The sequence below is a fragment of the Streptomyces sp. NBC_00370 genome, assembly GCF_036084755.1.
Classification (GTDB): Bacteria; Actinomycetota; Actinomycetes; order Streptomycetales; family Streptomycetaceae; genus Streptomyces.
On record NZ_CP107968.1, the window covers coordinates 766,527 to 781,019 of the forward strand.

16 protein-coding genes are annotated in these 14,493 nt (G+C 71.1%); 9 read left to right on the plus strand and 7 right to left on the minus strand.

From position 1 onward, the window contains the following. Nucleotides 1–107 precede the first annotated feature (107 nt). Nucleotides 108–893: a polysaccharide lyase family 7 protein gene (locus OHS57_RS03290; RefSeq protein ID WP_443043048.1), complete on the plus strand. Its 786-nt coding sequence runs from the start codon at nucleotides 108–110 to the stop codon at nucleotides 891–893. 73 nt (nucleotides 894–966) lie between these two features. Next, on the plus strand, nucleotides 967–1,641 hold the full coding sequence (locus tag OHS57_RS03295) for a TetR/AcrR family transcriptional regulator (RefSeq protein WP_052457395.1): 675 nt from the start codon (nucleotides 967–969) through the stop codon (nucleotides 1,639–1,641). A 4-nt stretch (nucleotides 1,642–1,645) separates the two neighbouring features. On the opposite strand, the gene OHS57_RS03300 is transcribed toward OHS57_RS03295, so the two are convergent. After that, nucleotides 1,646–2,410 (minus strand): DUF427 domain-containing protein, encoded by a 765-nt coding sequence (locus OHS57_RS03300; RefSeq protein WP_328580941.1) that lies wholly within the window; start codon nucleotides 2,408–2,410, stop codon nucleotides 1,646–1,648. A gap of 126 nt (nucleotides 2,411–2,536) precedes the next feature. Between OHS57_RS03300 and OHS57_RS03305 the strand changes: the two genes are divergently transcribed. Continuing rightward, nucleotides 2,537–3,445 carry an aminoglycoside phosphotransferase family protein gene (locus tag OHS57_RS03305; protein ID WP_328580942.1) on the plus strand — a complete coding sequence of 303 codons (909 nt, stop codon included), beginning with the start codon at nucleotides 2,537–2,539 and terminating at the stop codon, nucleotides 3,443–3,445. Between the two features lie 36 nt (nucleotides 3,446–3,481). Here OHS57_RS03305 and OHS57_RS03310 read toward each other — a convergent pair whose 3' ends face one another. Beyond that, nucleotides 3,482–3,901, minus strand: a complete 420-nt coding sequence (locus tag OHS57_RS03310; RefSeq protein ID WP_041998775.1) for a CBS domain-containing protein — start codon at nucleotides 3,899–3,901, stop codon at nucleotides 3,482–3,484. A 179-nt stretch (nucleotides 3,902–4,080) separates the two neighbouring features. On the opposite strand from OHS57_RS03310, the gene OHS57_RS03315 reads away from it, so the two are divergent. The 3 genes from OHS57_RS03315 (at nucleotide 4,081) to OHS57_RS03325 (ending at nucleotide 7,556) form a co-directional block, all read left to right on the plus strand. After that, a complete protein-coding gene (locus tag OHS57_RS03315) occupies nucleotides 4,081–5,091 on the plus strand; it encodes an SPFH domain-containing protein (RefSeq protein ID WP_328580943.1) in 1,011 nt (336 codons plus the stop codon). Beyond that, complete coding sequence (locus OHS57_RS03320; protein WP_328580944.1) at nucleotides 5,088–5,987, plus strand: hypothetical protein; 900 nt, start codon at nucleotides 5,088–5,090, stop codon at nucleotides 5,985–5,987. Before OHS57_RS03315 ends, OHS57_RS03320 begins: the two co-directional genes overlap by 4 nt. A 210-nt stretch (nucleotides 5,988–6,197) precedes the next feature. Further along, nucleotides 6,198–7,556 carry a M1 family metallopeptidase gene (locus OHS57_RS03325; RefSeq protein ID WP_443043049.1) on the plus strand — a complete coding sequence of 453 codons (1,359 nt, stop codon included), beginning with the start codon at nucleotides 6,198–6,200 and terminating at the stop codon, nucleotides 7,554–7,556. A gap of 78 nt (nucleotides 7,557–7,634) precedes the next feature. Here the strand turns inward: OHS57_RS03325 and OHS57_RS03330 are convergent, their stop codons facing one another. Continuing rightward, nucleotides 7,635–8,594 (minus strand): NAD(P)-dependent alcohol dehydrogenase, encoded by a 960-nt coding sequence (locus tag OHS57_RS03330; protein ID WP_328580946.1) that lies wholly within the window; start codon nucleotides 8,592–8,594, stop codon nucleotides 7,635–7,637. 134 nt (nucleotides 8,595–8,728) lie between these two features. Between OHS57_RS03330 and OHS57_RS03335 the strand changes: the two genes are divergently transcribed. Then, a complete protein-coding gene (locus OHS57_RS03335; RefSeq protein ID WP_041998766.1) occupies nucleotides 8,729–9,376 on the plus strand; it encodes a TetR/AcrR family transcriptional regulator in 648 nt (215 codons plus the stop codon). On the opposite strand, the gene OHS57_RS03340 is transcribed toward OHS57_RS03335, so the two are convergent. The 3 genes from OHS57_RS03340 to OHS57_RS03350 all read right to left on the minus strand — a co-directional run bounded on the left by OHS57_RS03340 (nucleotide 9,366) and on the right by OHS57_RS03350 (nucleotide 12,286). Next, nucleotides 9,366–9,941, minus strand: coding sequence for a DUF4232 domain-containing protein (locus tag OHS57_RS03340; RefSeq protein ID WP_328580947.1), 576 nt, complete (start codon nucleotides 9,939–9,941; stop codon nucleotides 9,366–9,368). The genes OHS57_RS03335 and OHS57_RS03340 overlap by 11 nt on opposite strands. A gap of 107 nt (nucleotides 9,942–10,048) precedes the next feature. After that, nucleotides 10,049–10,795, minus strand: a complete 747-nt coding sequence (locus OHS57_RS03345) for a DUF4232 domain-containing protein (protein WP_328580948.1) — start codon at nucleotides 10,793–10,795, stop codon at nucleotides 10,049–10,051. 93 nt (nucleotides 10,796–10,888) lie between these two features. Further along, entirely contained in the window at nucleotides 10,889–12,286 is a 1,398-nt protein-coding gene (locus OHS57_RS03350; protein ID WP_328580949.1) for a serine/threonine-protein kinase, read from the minus strand. 43 nt (nucleotides 12,287–12,329) lie between these two features. On the opposite strand from OHS57_RS03350, the gene OHS57_RS03355 reads away from it, so the two are divergent. Both OHS57_RS03355 and OHS57_RS03360 read left to right on the plus strand, forming a co-directional pair. Then, nucleotides 12,330–12,881 (plus strand): RNA polymerase sigma factor, encoded by a 552-nt coding sequence (locus OHS57_RS03355; protein WP_041998760.1) that lies wholly within the window; start codon nucleotides 12,330–12,332, stop codon nucleotides 12,879–12,881. 131 nt (nucleotides 12,882–13,012) lie between these two features. After that, nucleotides 13,013–14,080, plus strand: coding sequence for an SDR family oxidoreductase (locus OHS57_RS03360; protein ID WP_328580950.1), 1,068 nt, complete (start codon nucleotides 13,013–13,015; stop codon nucleotides 14,078–14,080). 21 nt (nucleotides 14,081–14,101) lie between these two features. Here the strand turns inward: OHS57_RS03360 and OHS57_RS03365 are convergent, their stop codons facing one another. Continuing rightward, entirely contained in the window at nucleotides 14,102–14,437 is a 336-nt protein-coding gene (locus OHS57_RS03365) for an ArsR/SmtB family transcription factor (RefSeq protein WP_328580951.1), read from the minus strand. Between the last annotated feature and the right edge of the window lie 56 nt (nucleotides 14,438–14,493).

The window sequence follows — 14,493 nt, forward strand, 5'->3', positions numbered from 1 at the left end:
CGGGGGTGTTGACCGGTCGAGCGGTGCGTGTTACTTACATGTGGCGCCTATTGGACTAGACCTGGTGCACCCCACACACCGTCGAGCGCCGAAGGACCCCCCACATGATGATCCGTTCCAAACTGCTCGCGACAGCGGCCGCCATGGCCTTCGCGGGTTCGCTCACTCTCCTGAGCGGCACGAACGCCGGCGCCGCGATAGCCGCAGACCCGTCGGTCGCGCCGGGCGGCAACTTCAATCTGTCGGTCTGGCAGCTCCAGGAGCCGGTGGGCTCCCCCGGCTCGCCGACCACCATCTCGTCGTCCCGGCTCCAGGGGGCGAACGGGTTCCAGGACTCGTACTTCTACACCGACACCCGCGACGGCGCCATGACCTTCTGGGCGCCGGAGAAGGGCGTCACCACGCCGAACTCCAACTACGCCCGGTCCGAGCTGCGTGAGATGAACAGCAACGGCAGCGCGGCGGACTGGTCGCTCAGCGGCTCCCACCGGCTGAGCGCGACGCTGCGCGTGGTGTCCGTGACGTCGAACGTCTGCGTCGGGCAGATCCACCTCGGCAGCGGCGGGTCGTCCACGAAACCGCTGATCGAGCTGTACTACCACTCGAACGGCGACATCGTCGCGGGGATCGAGAACTCGCCGGACGGCGGCCAGACCCCGCACACCGTGGGTCATGTGTCGATCGGCAAGACGTGGACGTACACGATCGCCGTGTCCGGCGGCAACACGATCGACCTGACGGTCAACGGCAGCACGACGCACTACGCCATCCCGTCGTCCTTCAACGCCTACAAGCAGTACTTCAAGGCCGGCTCCTACAATCAGTCGTCCTCCGACAGCACCACGAAGGGCGCGCGCGTCGCGTTCTACGGGCTGACCGTGTCGCACGGCTGAGAGCCATGACGACGGATCCCGTAACCGAGAGTGATACTATCGGTTACGGGATCCGTTCTCATGAGGAGTCTCGATGGACGAGCACGGCGCGCCGGGGCCGGACGGCAGCGCACCGCCCGCCGGGCGGAAACGGCCCGTGCGGCGGGCACAGCGCCGGGACGCCGCCGAGAACAGGGAGCGCATCCTGGCAGCGGCCCGGGAGGCCTTCCAGACGTCCGGTCCTGGCGTCAGCATGGAGGTCATCGCGCGGGAGGCGGGGATAGGTCCGGCCACGCTCTACCGGCACTTCGTCTCCAAGGACGCCCTGGTCTCCGAACTCGTCTCCGCCTTCTACGACAAGCTGCTGCGCCTCGCCGCCGAGGCGGGCCGCCATGAACCGGACGTCGCTCTGGGCGAGTTCCTGCGGACCGTCGGCTGGCAGATCGCCACCAGCCGCGGGATCCTGCCCCGGTCGTGGGGCGAGCTGGCGCGGCCCGAACAGGTCAGCAAGCTCCAGGAGATGACCGCCGAGCTGCTGGCCGGCGCACAGCGCTCGGGGACCGTCAACAGCCAACTCACCCTGACGGACGTGGCGATGGCCGTCTGGGCGCTGCGCGGAGTCATCGAGACGTCCGGTTCCGTCGATCCGGACGTGTGGCAACGCCATCTGGCCGTGGTGATGGCGGGTTTCCGGGCCGACCGTCTCGATCTGCGCCGGCCGCCGCTCGAAGCGCCGGACATCGCGCGGGCCGCGGCGGGCGAGGTGTGAGGGGCTAGGTGGCCCGTGGCAGCAGCGCCCCGTCGACGTACAGGTCGACGCGCTCGTTGTAGAACGTGATCATGCCGGCGACGCCGTCGACCTGGTTCGTCGGGTGGTCGTACGCCCAGGCGATGTCCTCATGGGCGCCGACCTCGCTGTCGAACGACCAGTAGCCGCTCGTCGTGCCCTTGTACGGGCAGCTGCTCACCGTGTCGGTGGGGCGCAGCCTGGTCAGGTCCACGTACGGGGGGTCGAGGTAGTACCGGGTCGGCAGGCCCGTCTCGAACAACTTGACGCAGTGCGGTGCGTCCGCCAGCACGACCCCGTCGACCTCTACGCGGACGCTGCTGGAGGAACGCCGCGTGTCGACGCGGGCGTAGGGGCTCCGCGGATGGACGAAGACCAGCTCGTCCTCCTCGAACCACGAGTCCAGCGCCACCCACTCAAAACGGACGGTGCCGTGCAGCGGCTCCGGGGCGTCGTCCGCCCAGACCCACGCGGCGCCCGCCCGGAGCTCGGAGCCGACCCGCAGGCTGTGCCGCCGCGCCGACCCGGCGCCGCGCTGTTCACTGTGCCCTTCGTCGACGAGCGTTCCGTCGACCAAGTCCTCGACCGGGATGCTGAATTGGGGATACGGGCGGCGCTCCCAGACGTACAGCGCGCGCCGGGTGTCGAAGGCGATGCGGCCGCCGACCGTCCCCCTGACGCGCCGGGGCACCGGCTCGACGTGCCCGACCGGCACGATCAGCCCCGGATACCGCACACTCTCGTCCGCCATGGGTGATCCCTCGGTCCACGGGTCGGATCCTGCCTCTTCTTCCAGAGAATCACGGATCAACGCCACGTGCGCGGCACGGTGCGAAATTGCGTTGCCGGGGAGGGGCCCGGAGGTGATGATCGGCGGATGCTCTCAACTCCCCCGGACGGTCGCGCCGGAATCGACGCCGCCCTGGTCGAACGACTGATCGCCGCGCAGTTCCCGCAGTGGGGCGGGCTGCCGGTCACACCGGTCTCGGTGGACGGCTGGGACAACCGTACGTACCGCCTCGGCGAGCGGCTCACCGTCCGGCTGCCCACGGCCGCCGGCTACGTTCCGGCCGTCGCCAAGGAGAACCGCTGGCTGCCCCTGCTGGCGCCGTCGCTGCCGGTACCGGTCCCCCCGGTCCTGGGTGCGGGGGTCCCGGGCGAGGGGTATCCCTTCCCGTGGTCCGTACGGGGCTGGCTGGACGGCGAGACCGCCCAGCCGGAACGCGTCGGCGACTGGCGGCAGTTCGCGATCTCGGTGGCGGAGTTCCTGCTCGCCCTCCAGCGGTGCGACGCCACCGGCGGGCCGCTCGGCGGGGAGCACAGCTGGTACCGGGGAGCGTCGCCCGCCCACTACGACGACGAGACCCGCCGCTGTCTGACCGCGCTCAAGGGGCTGATCGACACCGAGCGTGCGGCGGCCGTCTGGGAGGCCGCGCTGGCCACGGAGTGGACCGGCGATCCTGTCTGGTTCCACGGTGACATCGCGCCCGGCAATCTGCTCGTCAAGGACGGGAAGCTGGCGGCCGTCATCGACTTCGGCACATCGGGGGTCGGTGACCCCGCCTGTGACCTGGTCATCGCCTGGGGGATGCTCTCGGGGGACAGCAGGGATGCGTTCCGGCGCACCGTCGCGCAGGACGCGGGCACCTGGGCGCGGGCCAGGGGCTGGGCGTTGTGGAAGGCGATGCTGGTGCTCAGCCAGTCGGTCGGGTCGGACCCGGCGCTGGCGGCGGTCAACCGGCACATCATCGGTGAAGTCCTCGACGATTACGCCGAGTTCGGCTGAGCATGCCCCAGCGATCGGTTCGCCGACCGGCTTCGTTCAGTGGTTGGCCTCGGAGCCGGTCAGTGCGGCCAGCACCTCGTGCGCGTGCGCCGTCCCCGCCAGGTCGCCGAGGGTGAGCAGTCCCACCAGGTGCCCGTCGTCCGCCACGACGGGCAGCCGGCGCAGCCCGTGGGCGGACATGGTCTCCGCCGCTTCGCACACCGACGTGTCGGGACCGACGGTGGTCAGATCCCCGGAGACGGCGGCGAGGGCCACCGCGGGGCCCGCGATGGTGCCCTCGGCGACGACACGTACCACGATGTCGCGGTCCGTGACGATGCCGTGCACCCCCTCGTCCGACGTGACCAGCACACATCCCACGTCCGCGTCGCGCATGCAGGAGGCCACGGACGTGAGGGACATGTACGGCGGCACGGTGACGAGGCTCGTACTCATCAGTTCACGTACGTAATGCATCGGCGCATCCGAATCGTTGTGGGCGCGTCCTTCGCTCCAGTCTGGAACACGCCCCGCGCTGCCGCATCCGCGTAATCGTCGCCACCGTCATCGTCACCCCATTTCGTCTCGTTGACGAGAATGACGCGGCCCGCTATCGTCGTACTGACGAAAAGGTCACCGACCCAAGGGGGGTTCCCATGGCCGACATCACCCGGCGCTTCGGCTGGCGCCATCTGCGTTCCGCGCCCACGGCCCACATCCGCCACCACAAGCGCGGCGAACTGGTCCACGACGGCCCAGGTCAGAGCTTCTGGTTCCGCGCGCTCTCCGCCGCGATCTCGGAAGTACCGGTCGAGGACCGCGAGTTGGCCATGATGTTCCACGCCAGGACCGCCGACTTCCAGGACGTGACCGTGCAGGCCACCGTCACGTACCGGATCAGCGACCCGGCCGTCGCGGCGGGCAGGGTCGACTTCTCGGTCGACCCGGACAGCGGCGGCTGGCGGGCCGCGCCGCTGGAACAGCTCGGCACGCTGCTCACCGAGACGGCGCAGCAGCACGCGCTGGACGTGCTCTCCCGTACGCCCCTCGCGGTCGCGCTCGCGGACGGCGTCGCCTCCGTGCGCGACCGGATCGGCGCCGGGCTGACGGCCGAGCCCCGGCTGCCGGCCACCGGTATCGAGGTCGTCGCCACCCGGGTCGTGGCGATCCGCCCGGAGGCGGACGTCGAGCGTGCGCTGCGTACCCCCGCACGCGAACTGATCCAGCAGGAGGCCGACCGGGCCACCTACGAACGGCGTGCGGTCGCGGTGGAACGCGAGCGGACCATCGCCGAGAACGAACTGTCCAGCAAGATCGAACTGGCCCGCCGTGAGGAGGAGTTGGTCGAGCAGCACGGCACGAACGCCCGTCGGGAGGCCGAGGAGAGCGCGGCGGCCGACGCCGTAAGGGCCGAGGCCGAGGCGTCGCGTACGGTCCGGCTGGCCAAGGCGGAGGCCGAGGCCGCGCGGGAGAACGGCGATGCGCGGGCCGCGGCGCAGAGCGCCTGGCTGCGCGCGCACGCGGAGGTGGACACCGCGACCCTGCACGCGCTCGCCGCGACCCTGGTCGCGGGGAACCTGCCGCACATCGACAACCTGACCCTCTCCCCCGACGTCCTGACCGGACTGCTCAGCCGGCTGGGCAACGCGGACGGGGCCCGGCCGTGAGTCTCGCGCCGCGCGCCGTGCTGGTGCGCCGCACCAGCGAGTACGAAGCGCTGCTCGCCCGGCACGGCACGCACGGCCAGGCCGCGTTCTTCCTCTCGTCGCGCGGCCGGAGCATCGACGAGGTGCTGCTGCGCCACGAACGGCTGCGCCAGGCCCTGGCGCAGGTCGCTGCGGCCGTACCGCTGCGGTGGCGGCAGGCGCAGGTGGAGCGGGCGGATCTGGACCGCTTCCTCTTCGCACCCGAGGACGTGGTGGTGGTCGTCGGCCCTGACGGTCTCGTCGCGAACGCGGCCAAGTACCTCGCGGGACAGCCGGTGATCGGCATCGACACCGACCCGGGCCGCAACCCCGGCGTCCTGGTCCGCCACCGCGCGTCCGACACGGCAGCGCTGCTGCGGGCCGCCGTCGCGGCGTCCGGCACGTACGACGAACTCACCATGGTCGAGGCGGTCACCGACGACACCCAGCGGCTGCTGGCGCTGAACGAGATCTACGTGGGCAGCGCGAGCCACCAGACGGCCCGCTACCGGATCGGCCCCGACGACGGCTCCGTGCCCATGGAACAGCAGGCGTCGTCGGGCGTCCTCGTCGGCACGGGAACGGGCGCCACGGGCTGGCTCAGCTCCCTGCGCCAGGAACGCGCCACCGCACTGCCCCCGCCGGCCCCGACGGACCCCCGGCTCGTCTGGTACGTACGCGAGGCATGGCCGTCACCGACCACCGGCACGGCCCAGGTCGAGGGCGTACTGACCCGCCGCGACTCGCTGCGCCTGACGGTCGAGTCCGACCGGCTGATCGCCTTCGGCGACGGCATGGAGAGCGACGCGCTGGAACTGACCTGGGGCCAGTCGCTACGCCTGAACACGTCGGCGACGACACTGCGGCTGCTGAGCTGACCGGGTACGGATCGTGCGGCGCGCTGTGGCGTGACGCCCGGCGCGGCTTGTTGCGCCACGTGAAAGTTCTGCGACAGCGGAGGAATTCGGGTGACCAGGGCACTTCGCCTTCCTAGAGTCACCGTGTACCTGCCATCTTCTGCTCATCGCGTCGGAGGAATTTCTGTGCGCAAGAGAGTCATCACGTCCACTGCCGTCGCCCTCGGCCTGATGCTGGCGATCCCGGCGTCCGCCGCCGGGGCCGGACCCGGGGATCCCGGTATCGGCGACCCGTACTACCCGACCTACGGGAACGGCGGCTACGACGTCTCGCACTACGACCTGAACCTCGACTACCAGCCGGCCACCGACCGGCTGTCCGGCACCGCCACGATCACGGCGACCGCGACCCAGGGGCTGACCAGCTTCGACCTGGACTTCGCGCTCGACGTGAGCAAGGTACGGGTCAACGGCCGTACCGCGCGGTTCGCCAGTAGTGGCGAACAGGAGCTCGTCGTCACGCCCGACCGGCCGATCTCGCGCGGTCACCGGATCACCGTCGCCGTCACCTACTCGGGTGTGCCGTCCACGGTGAAGCGCTACGGGTTCACCTCCTGGCAGCGCACCCCGGACGGCGGGGTCGCGGCCAACGAGCCCGAGTCCGCGTGGTGGTGGTTCCCCAGCAACGACCACCCGCTGGACAAGGCGAGTTACGACGTGACCGTGCGGGTGCCCAAGGGCTCGCAGGCGGTCAGCAACGGCTCGCTGCTGTCGTCGCGTACGGCGGGCGGCCTCACCAGCTACCACTGGCGGCAGAGCAAGCCGCAGGCCACGTATCTCGCGACGCTCGCCGTCGGCAAGTTCGACATCACGCACAGCCGCACCCGCGCGGGCGTGCCCGTCGTCAACGCGTACAGCAAGGATCTGGGCGCGAACGCGGCCAACGCCCGGGCCAGCGTGGAGCGTACCGGCGAGATCATCGACTTCCTGAGCGGCTACTTCGGCCCGTACCCCTTCGACTCCGTCGGCGGTTACGTACCGAACGTGACGTCGGGGTTCGCCCTGGAGGCGCAGACCCGGCCGTTCTACAGCCCGAAGTTCTTCGCCAAGGGCCCCGACACCTCCGTGGTCGCGCACGAGTTGGCGCACCAGTGGTGGGGCGACGACGTCTCGCTCGCGCGCTGGTCCGACATCTGGCTGAACGAGGGCTTCGCCGGCTACGCCGAGTACCTCTGGGCCGAGCACGAGAAGACCGGCACCCCGCAGGAACTCGCCCAGCAGGTGTACGACGCGCACCCGGCCGACGACCCCTTCTGGACGGTCAAGCCCGGTGACCCCGGGGCGCAGAACCAGTTCGACGACGCCGTCTACGACCGGGGCGCGGTCGCCATCCAGGCACTGCGCACCACCATCGGCGACCGCGACTTCTTCGCCCTGCTGAAGGCGTGGCCCGCCAAGCACCGGTACGGCAACGGCACCATCGCCGAGTTCCAGCGGCTCGCGGAGAAGCTGTCCGGGGACGACCTCGGCGACTTCTTCCAGACCTGGCTGTACACCCCGGCCAAGCCGGCGGTGTTCCCCGCTCCCTGACGGGCCGTCAGCGACGGCGGGCGGGGCCGGGCTCCGGCCCGCCCGCCGTCGTCGCGGCCGTCGCCGTGCTCGGCGTCGTCACACGATCTGGATGACGTGCTTCCCCCGTACGCCGCCCGCCTCCAGCGCCCGGTGCGCGGCCACGATGCCGTCGAGCGGGTGGACGGTGTCCACGACGGGGCGGATCGCACCGCTCTCCACGTACCCGGCCAGTTCGGCGAACAGATCGTGCCGGGGGTTGCCGCTGAAGAAGCGCACCCGGCGCGATCCGTAGACCGTCGAGGTGACGAGGTACGACAGCGAGGGCAGCAGCCGGTCGAGGTCGAAGGCGATGGACACCATGCGACCGCCCGGGGCCAACAGCTTCCGGTACGCGGCGTGTTCGCTGCCGACCGTGTCCAGCACGACATCGAACGTGCCGAGTTCGGACGGTCCTGTCGTCGCGTAGCTCAGGACCTCGTCGGCGCCCAACTCGCGTACGAAGTCGAGGTTCTTGGGGCCCGCGAGGGCGGTGACATGGGCGCCGAGCGCCTTGCCAAGCTGGACGGCGACGCTGCCGACGCCACCGCTGGCGCCCCGGACGAGCAGGCGTTCGCCCGGGGCGAGACGTGCCTTGGCCTTCAGGGCCGTGATCGCGGTCGTGCCGGTCGCGGGCAGTGACGCGGCCTCCACCAGGGTGCTGCCCTTGGGGGCGAAGGAGAGCTGCCGGGGGCGGGCGGTCACGTACTCCGCCGTGCTGCCGAACCGGCCGCGCGGCAGCGCCCCCCACACCCGGTCGCCCTCCCGCAGCCCGGTCACCGAGCCGCCCGTCGCCGCGATCTCGCCGGCGAAGTCGATGCCGGTCCGCTGCGGAAAGCTGCGGCCGGTCACCAGGCGCACCCGTCCGGCGCGGCCGGCCAGCTCGCCGCCGTTGACGCTCGTCGCATGGACCCGGACCAGCACGTCATCCGGTCCCGGGGACGGCGCCGGTGTGTTGCCCACGTACAGCACATCGGGCGGACCGTAGCTGTCGTAGAGCGCGGCGCGCATCTCGTTCATCTGGGATTCCTGTTCTCTTCCCCGCCCGCTGCCGACAACCGGGCAGCACAAGTGGCGAGGGGCTTCCACTTAGACTGTCATCACGTTAACGCGACAACCGGAAGGCACCTTCCGTCTGAGTGAAAGTGAGAGACATGCCTGCTCAGCCCTCTCAGGAGCCGGCCGCGCTGCGCGCCGACGCCCGGCACAACCGGGAGCGCATCCTCAAGGCGGCGCGCGAGACGTACGCCGCCGACGGGATCGACGCGCCGATCACCACGATCGCCCGGCGGGCCGGGGTCGGGGTCGCGACCCTGTACCGGCGGTTCCCCACCCGCGCCTCGCTCGTCACCGAGGCGTTCACCGAGCAACTGGCCCACTGCGTGGCGGTACTCGACGAGGCGCTGGCCGATCCCGACCCCTGGCGCGGCTTCTGCTCCGTCGTCGAGAAGGTGTGTCTGATGCAGGCGGCCGACCGCGGCTTCACCGACGCCTTCCTCACCCAGTTCCCCGACGAGACCGCCTTCGACCAGCAGCGGAGCCATGCCGAGCGTGGCCTCGCCGAGCTGGTGCGGCGCGCCAAGGACGCCGGGCAGCTGCGCGCGGACTTCGACCACACGGACGTCACCCTCGTGCTGCTGGCCAACGGCGGTGTCATCGCCCGCTCGCGGCAGGGCTCCCCGGCCGCGACCCGGCGGCTGGTCGGCTATCTGCTCCAGTCCTTCCGGGCGGACGGCGCGCGGCCGCTGCCGCCGCCCGCACCGCTGGACCTGGACCAGATCTACGGGCCGGTCAGTCGGTGACGGCGATGTGGTGCGCGAGGGCCGTCACGGCCAGCTCCCCGTGGTCGGCCCAGTTCTTGAAGGCCACGGTCTTGTGCGTGGTGGACGCCGGGGGCGTGATCTCCAGGTAGGCGGCGTGCGCCGCGCCCGAGGTGCCGGTGTTCGCGTGCGTCCACGCGAGGACCGCCTGGGCCGCCTGGCCCGGCTTCAGCTCGACGAGCTTCTTGCCGGGATTGCCCGCGTACCAGGTCGAGCCCCAGTCGGTGCGCGTCGTCAGCGCCTTGTGCTGGGCGTTCTCCAGGCCGAGGCCCGGGTATCCGAGCAGCGCGCAGGTGCGGCTGCTCGTGTTCTTCAGCTCCAGCACCGCGCCCTGGTGGTTCATGCCGCCGGCCAGCGGCTGGTGCAGCGAGGCCGCGAGACCCGCGGCGGTGCAGGTCGGCAGCGCGGCCCCCGCACCGGTTGACGCGGTGCCCGCCTGCGCCGCTCCGACGCCGGTCACGGCCGCCAGGGCGGTGGCCGCTGCGGCCACGACGATCCTGCGCGTCATCCGCTTGCCCGTGGCGTGCGTTCCGTCGTACTTCATCATCTCTGTCGCCTCTCTCCGTCGAACCGTCGAGCCGTACAACACATTCGATGCCGCCCGCGCCGGGAAAGTTCACGCGGGGACAGCAGCCTTCGCTGGGACAGGCACCTTCAGGGTGCGGTGCCGGGGTTGAACGCACCGACCTTGGGGACGGAGTTCTTCTGCGGGTTGGGCACGGGGCCGCCGGACCAGGTGACCTTGATCGACGCGGTCTCGTCGGGCGGTGTGAGCCGCACGGCGGCCGGTGTCACCGTGGAGGCGCCGGTGACGCCCGGGTTGGTGAAGCTCAGCGGCGCCCAGGCGCTGTGCCCGGGTGCCAGGCGCACCGCCGCGGTCGACGAGCCGGTGCGTACCGGATTCCCCGACACCTGCTTGCCCGCGCTGTTGACGAACGCCAGGCCGGGAAAGCCGTGCACGGTGCAGGTGCGGCCCGAGCGGTTGGTGAGGACCAGGGCGAAGTTCTCCTGGCCCGCGCCCGGGTCGTTGGGGCCGACCGAGGCCGACAGCTCCGAGGTGTGGCAGCGGCTGCTCGCAGCCGGGGCAGCGGGCGTCGCGGCGTCCTTGCTCGGCGGCGTGGAGTGCGTGCCCGAACTGTGCGAGGCGGACGGCGGCGCGCTGCCGGGGTCCGTGCTCTCTCCGGCCGTCGGCGTCGGCGCCGCGCTCGACGCGTCGCCGCTCGCGGGTGTCGCGGGCCCCGAGACGGACTCGGGGGCCGCGGCGGACCCCGACCCTTCCGTACCGCACCCGGTCAGCAGCGCGGCGGCGGCGAGCAGCCCCGCGCCGCCCGCGGCGAGGGCGCGGTGCCCGCCCGCGTGCCGCCCGGTTCCGCTGTCGTTCACGTCCTGGTGCTTCGTCATGCCGATCCCGTTCCCTTCTTCACGCCGGCTGTGCGACCGCCACAAGCCGTACAACCACTTCGATGCCCGGCCGGCTGGAAAAGTTCACGACGATCACCCGGTCACGCGCAGCTCCCGCAGAATCCGGTCGGTGCTGCCGGCGTCGTCGGTGCCGTCGGCGGACCTGATCTGCATGTAGACCTGCGGCTGATCTCCCGCCACCGGGGCGAGGGCGATCTCTTCCAGTGACTTTCCTGGTGTCCCGCAGGAGGACCAGGTACGCACCTGACCGCGCCAGGACTTGTCCTCGTACGCGCGGCTGCCCCGGTACGCGCAGTCACGGTGCCCGATGGCCTTCACCCGCGCGGGCAGCGCGGGGTCCGTGCTGAGGCCGACGAAGACGCCGCTGACGTCGGCGGAGAGGTCCGTCCAGTGCCGGGCGTCGTGCGCGACCGTCAGCCCCGGCTGCCGCTGGTCCTTCAGGCCGAGCGAGGCCGGCGCCCAGCCCGCGCCGATGAGCTGTCCGGCCCAGCCGGCGGGGACGGCCACGCTGATCCGTCCGGTGGCGTCGTGGACCCGCTCCCTGGACGGCGCCGTGGGACCGTCCAGCGCTCTGACGGTGAGGACAGCGCCGAGCGCGACCGCGGCGGCGAGGGCGACGGCGGTGATCACGTACGGCCGGCGGATCCGGCGCTTCGTGCGGGCGGGCGCCTGTTCCGGGGCGTCGCCGGCCAGCCGGTCCAGCTCGTCGGCGAACGCCTTCGCGGTCGGCCGGCGCCGCTCCCGGTCCGGCTCCATGGCCCGCAGGACAGCGCGCTGTACGTCGCGCGGCACCCCGGGGCGCAGCTCGTCGGGGCGCAGGTTCTTGCCGGGCGGCGCCGGCGTCGTACCGGTGAGCAGGTGGTAGAGCAGGGCGCCGAGACTGTAGACGTCCGCGCGCGCGTCGATGCCGTCGACCGGGTCCGTCAGCTCGGGTGCCATGTAGCCGGTGGAGCCGGCGATGACGGTGAGCCCGGACGCCTGGGCCAGGTTCTTGGCCAGACCGAGGTCGGCGAGCAGCACCCGCTGCTGCCCTTCTGCCCCGCCCGCGAGGAGGACGTTCGAGGGTTTGATGTCGCGGTGGAGGATGCCCGCCTCGTGCAGGGTGGCGGCGCCGCGTGCGGCCTGCGCGGTGAGGCGCAGCGCTTCCGGTATCGGCAGGGGACCTGCGGTGAGCCGGTCCTCCAGGGTGCCGCCGTCGGCGTACTCCATCACGAAGTACGGCCGGTCGTCGGAGAGTTCGCCGATGTCGAAGACCTGGACCACCCCGCCGGAGGTGGCGCGGCGCAGCAGTCGCGCCTCGGAGAGGAACCGTTCGCGGATGTCCATCCGGTACGACCAGTTCTCTGCCATCACTTTGATCGCGACGGGCGCGTCGAGCCGGTCGTCGTGGGCCAGCCAGACGACGCCGAAGGCCCCTGCGCCCAGGCGCCGCTCGATCCGGTAGCGGCCGATCATCTCAGGTGAAGGCATGTGTTTATGATGCCTGGGTGATCTCCCAGCCGGTGCAGGCACCGTGACCTATCCTCCCGAGACCGAAGCACTCGCGGCGCAGGCCGCGTCCGGTGACGAGCGCGCGCTGGAACAGCTGCTGCAGGCGATCCGGCCGGAAGTCGTCCGGCGCTGCGCGCGTTTTCTGCTGTACAGGGAAGACGCCGAGGAGGCCGCGCAGGACGCGCTGCTCCAGGTGTCGCGGAACATCCGCGGTTTCGAGGGCCGCAGCCGGTTCAGCACGTGGCTGTACACGGTCGTCGCGAACTGCGCCCGGCAGAAGTACCGGGAGCTCAAACGCCGGGCCGACGAGCGGCCGTTGAGCGGCGAGGAGGCCGTGCGGGTGGATCCTCGCACGACCAGCGTGATAGCGGGTTCGCGGCTCGACCTGCTGGAGGCGCTGGACCGGCTGGAGCGGGAGAGCCCCCATCTGGTGGCGCCGCTGGTCTACCGGGACATCTGTCAGCTCGAATACGCCGAGATCGTGGAGCGGATGGGTATCCCGCTGGGTACGGTCAAGTCGCGGCTGCACCACGCGCGCCGGCAGATCCGGCCGTGGCTCTCCGACACCACGTGATGCCCTGAAGTGACCCGTCCCGGTCGTGGGCGGCCTGCGGCCCCAAGGTACGACTTGCACCGTACCTTGAGGTGTGATTCCCTTCATACCTACGAGAAGCGTGACGCCTTCGAGACGGGTATGGGCACATCATGACCACAGACCAGACGGCCGACCGGCAGGTCGCCCTTGTCATCGGCGCGAACGGGGTCGTCGGGCGCGACCTCGTCGAGCATCTGCGCGGCCGGGACGACTGGGACGTCGTCGGGGTGTCGCGGCGCGGCGGCACCGACGGCGGCCGCCTCCGGTACGTCGCCGCCGACCTCCTCGACGCCGAGGACACCCGGCGCAAGCTGGGCGGCCTGACCGACGTCACGCACATCTTCTACGCGGCCTTCCAGGACCGGCCGAGCTGGGCCGAACTGGTGCCGCCCAATCTCGCCATGCTGGTCAACACCGTGGACGCGGTCGAGCCGGTCGCGCCCCGGCTGCGCCACATCAGTCTGATGCAGGGCTACAAGGTCTACGGCGCCCATCTCGGCCCGTTCAAGACCCCGGCCCGTGAGTCGGACGCCGGGCACATGCCGCCGGAGTTCAACGTGGACCAGCAGGCGTTCCTCGAAGAGCGGCAGCGCGGCACGTCCTGGAGCTGGTCGGCCCTCCGGCCCTCGATGGTGGGCGGCGCCGCGCTCGGCAACCCGATGAATCTGGCGCTGGTCATCGCGGCGTACGCGGCGATCTCGAAGGAGCTGGGGCTGCCGCTGCGCTTCCCGGGGAAGCCGGGCGCCTACGACAGCCTGCTGGAGATGACCGACTCCGGCCTGCTGGCGAAGGCCACCGTCTGGGCCGCCACCGACGAACAGGGCGCGGGACAGGCGTTCAACGTCGCCAACGGCGATCTGTTCCGGTGGAGCGAGCTGTGGCCCAAGCTCGCGGCGTTCTTCGACCTCGACGTCGCGCCGCCGCTGCCGATGTCGCTCGCGACCGTGATGGCCGACAAGGAACCGCTGTGGAACGAGATGGCGGCCACGTACGGCCTGACGGCGAGCTACGACGAGGTGTCGAGCTGGGCCTTCGGGGACTTCGTCTTCGGCCTCGACTACGACATGTTCGCCGACAGCTCGAAGATCCGGCGGGCCGGGTTCCATGAGTACGTCGAGACCGAGCGGATGTTCCTGGACATCTTCGCCGAGTTCCGCAAGCGCAAGGTCATCCCCTGAAGGCCGCCCCTCGCGTGAAGGTCATCCCTTGGCGACGGCGTCCTGCCGCGCGTCGTGCGTCAGGACGCCGAGGAGGCCGGGGAAGCGCTGCTCCAGCTCGGCCCGCCTGAGCATCACGCCACGGCGGTTGCCGTAGTCGGGGTCCTTGATCAGGCCGGATTCGCGCAGCACGCGGAAGTGATGGGTGCAGGTCGACTTCGACACCGGAAGGTTGAACGAGGCGCAGGTGCGCTCGGCGCCGTCCGGCAGTTCGAGCAGTTCGGTCACGACCCGCCGGCGCAGCGGGTCGGCCAGCGCCCCCATGACCTTGCCGAGGTCCATCTCCTCGGTGGCGGGGTGTCCGAATTCGTCGGCCATGACCATCTCCTTTGAAGGTACGGCTTGCATCGTACCTTTCTTTCTGCTCTACTTCG

What these genes read in the sequence shown, in the direction of transcription:
- OHS57_RS03360 (WP_328580950.1), top strand. Translation starts at nt 13,013, where the DNA reads ATGACCACAGACCAGACGGCCGACCGGCAGGTCGCCCTTGTCATCGGC.
- OHS57_RS03310 (WP_041998775.1), bottom strand. Translation starts at nt 3,901, where the DNA reads ATGCATTACGTACGTGAACTGATGAGTACGAGCCTCGTCACCGTGCCG.
- OHS57_RS03345 (WP_328580948.1), bottom strand. Translation starts at nt 10,795, where the DNA reads ATGACGAAGCACCAGGACGTGAACGACAGCGGAACCGGGCGGCACGCG.
- OHS57_RS03300 (WP_328580941.1), bottom strand. Translation starts at nt 2,410, where the DNA reads ATGGCGGACGAGAGTGTGCGGTATCCGGGGCTGATCGTGCCGGTCGGG.
- OHS57_RS03290 (WP_443043048.1), top strand. Translation starts at nt 108, where the DNA reads ATGATCCGTTCCAAACTGCTCGCGACAGCGGCCGCCATGGCCTTCGCG.
- OHS57_RS03325 (WP_443043049.1), top strand. Translation starts at nt 6,198, where the DNA reads ATGCTGGCGATCCCGGCGTCCGCCGCCGGGGCCGGACCCGGGGATCCC.
- OHS57_RS03295 (WP_052457395.1), top strand. Translation starts at nt 967, where the DNA reads ATGGACGAGCACGGCGCGCCGGGGCCGGACGGCAGCGCACCGCCCGCC.
- OHS57_RS03315 (WP_328580943.1), top strand. Translation starts at nt 4,081, where the DNA reads ATGGCCGACATCACCCGGCGCTTCGGCTGGCGCCATCTGCGTTCCGCG.
- OHS57_RS03305 (WP_328580942.1), top strand. Translation starts at nt 2,537, where the DNA reads ATGCTCTCAACTCCCCCGGACGGTCGCGCCGGAATCGACGCCGCCCTG.
- OHS57_RS03335 (WP_041998766.1), top strand. Translation starts at nt 8,729, where the DNA reads ATGCCTGCTCAGCCCTCTCAGGAGCCGGCCGCGCTGCGCGCCGACGCC.
- OHS57_RS03330 (WP_328580946.1), bottom strand. Translation starts at nt 8,594, where the DNA reads ATGAACGAGATGCGCGCCGCGCTCTACGACAGCTACGGTCCGCCCGAT.
- OHS57_RS03365 (WP_328580951.1), bottom strand. Translation starts at nt 14,437, where the DNA reads ATGGCCGACGAATTCGGACACCCCGCCACCGAGGAGATGGACCTCGGC.
- OHS57_RS03350 (WP_328580949.1), bottom strand. Translation starts at nt 12,286, where the DNA reads ATGCCTTCACCTGAGATGATCGGCCGCTACCGGATCGAGCGGCGCCTG.
- OHS57_RS03340 (WP_328580947.1), bottom strand. Translation starts at nt 9,941, where the DNA reads ATGATGAAGTACGACGGAACGCACGCCACGGGCAAGCGGATGACGCGC.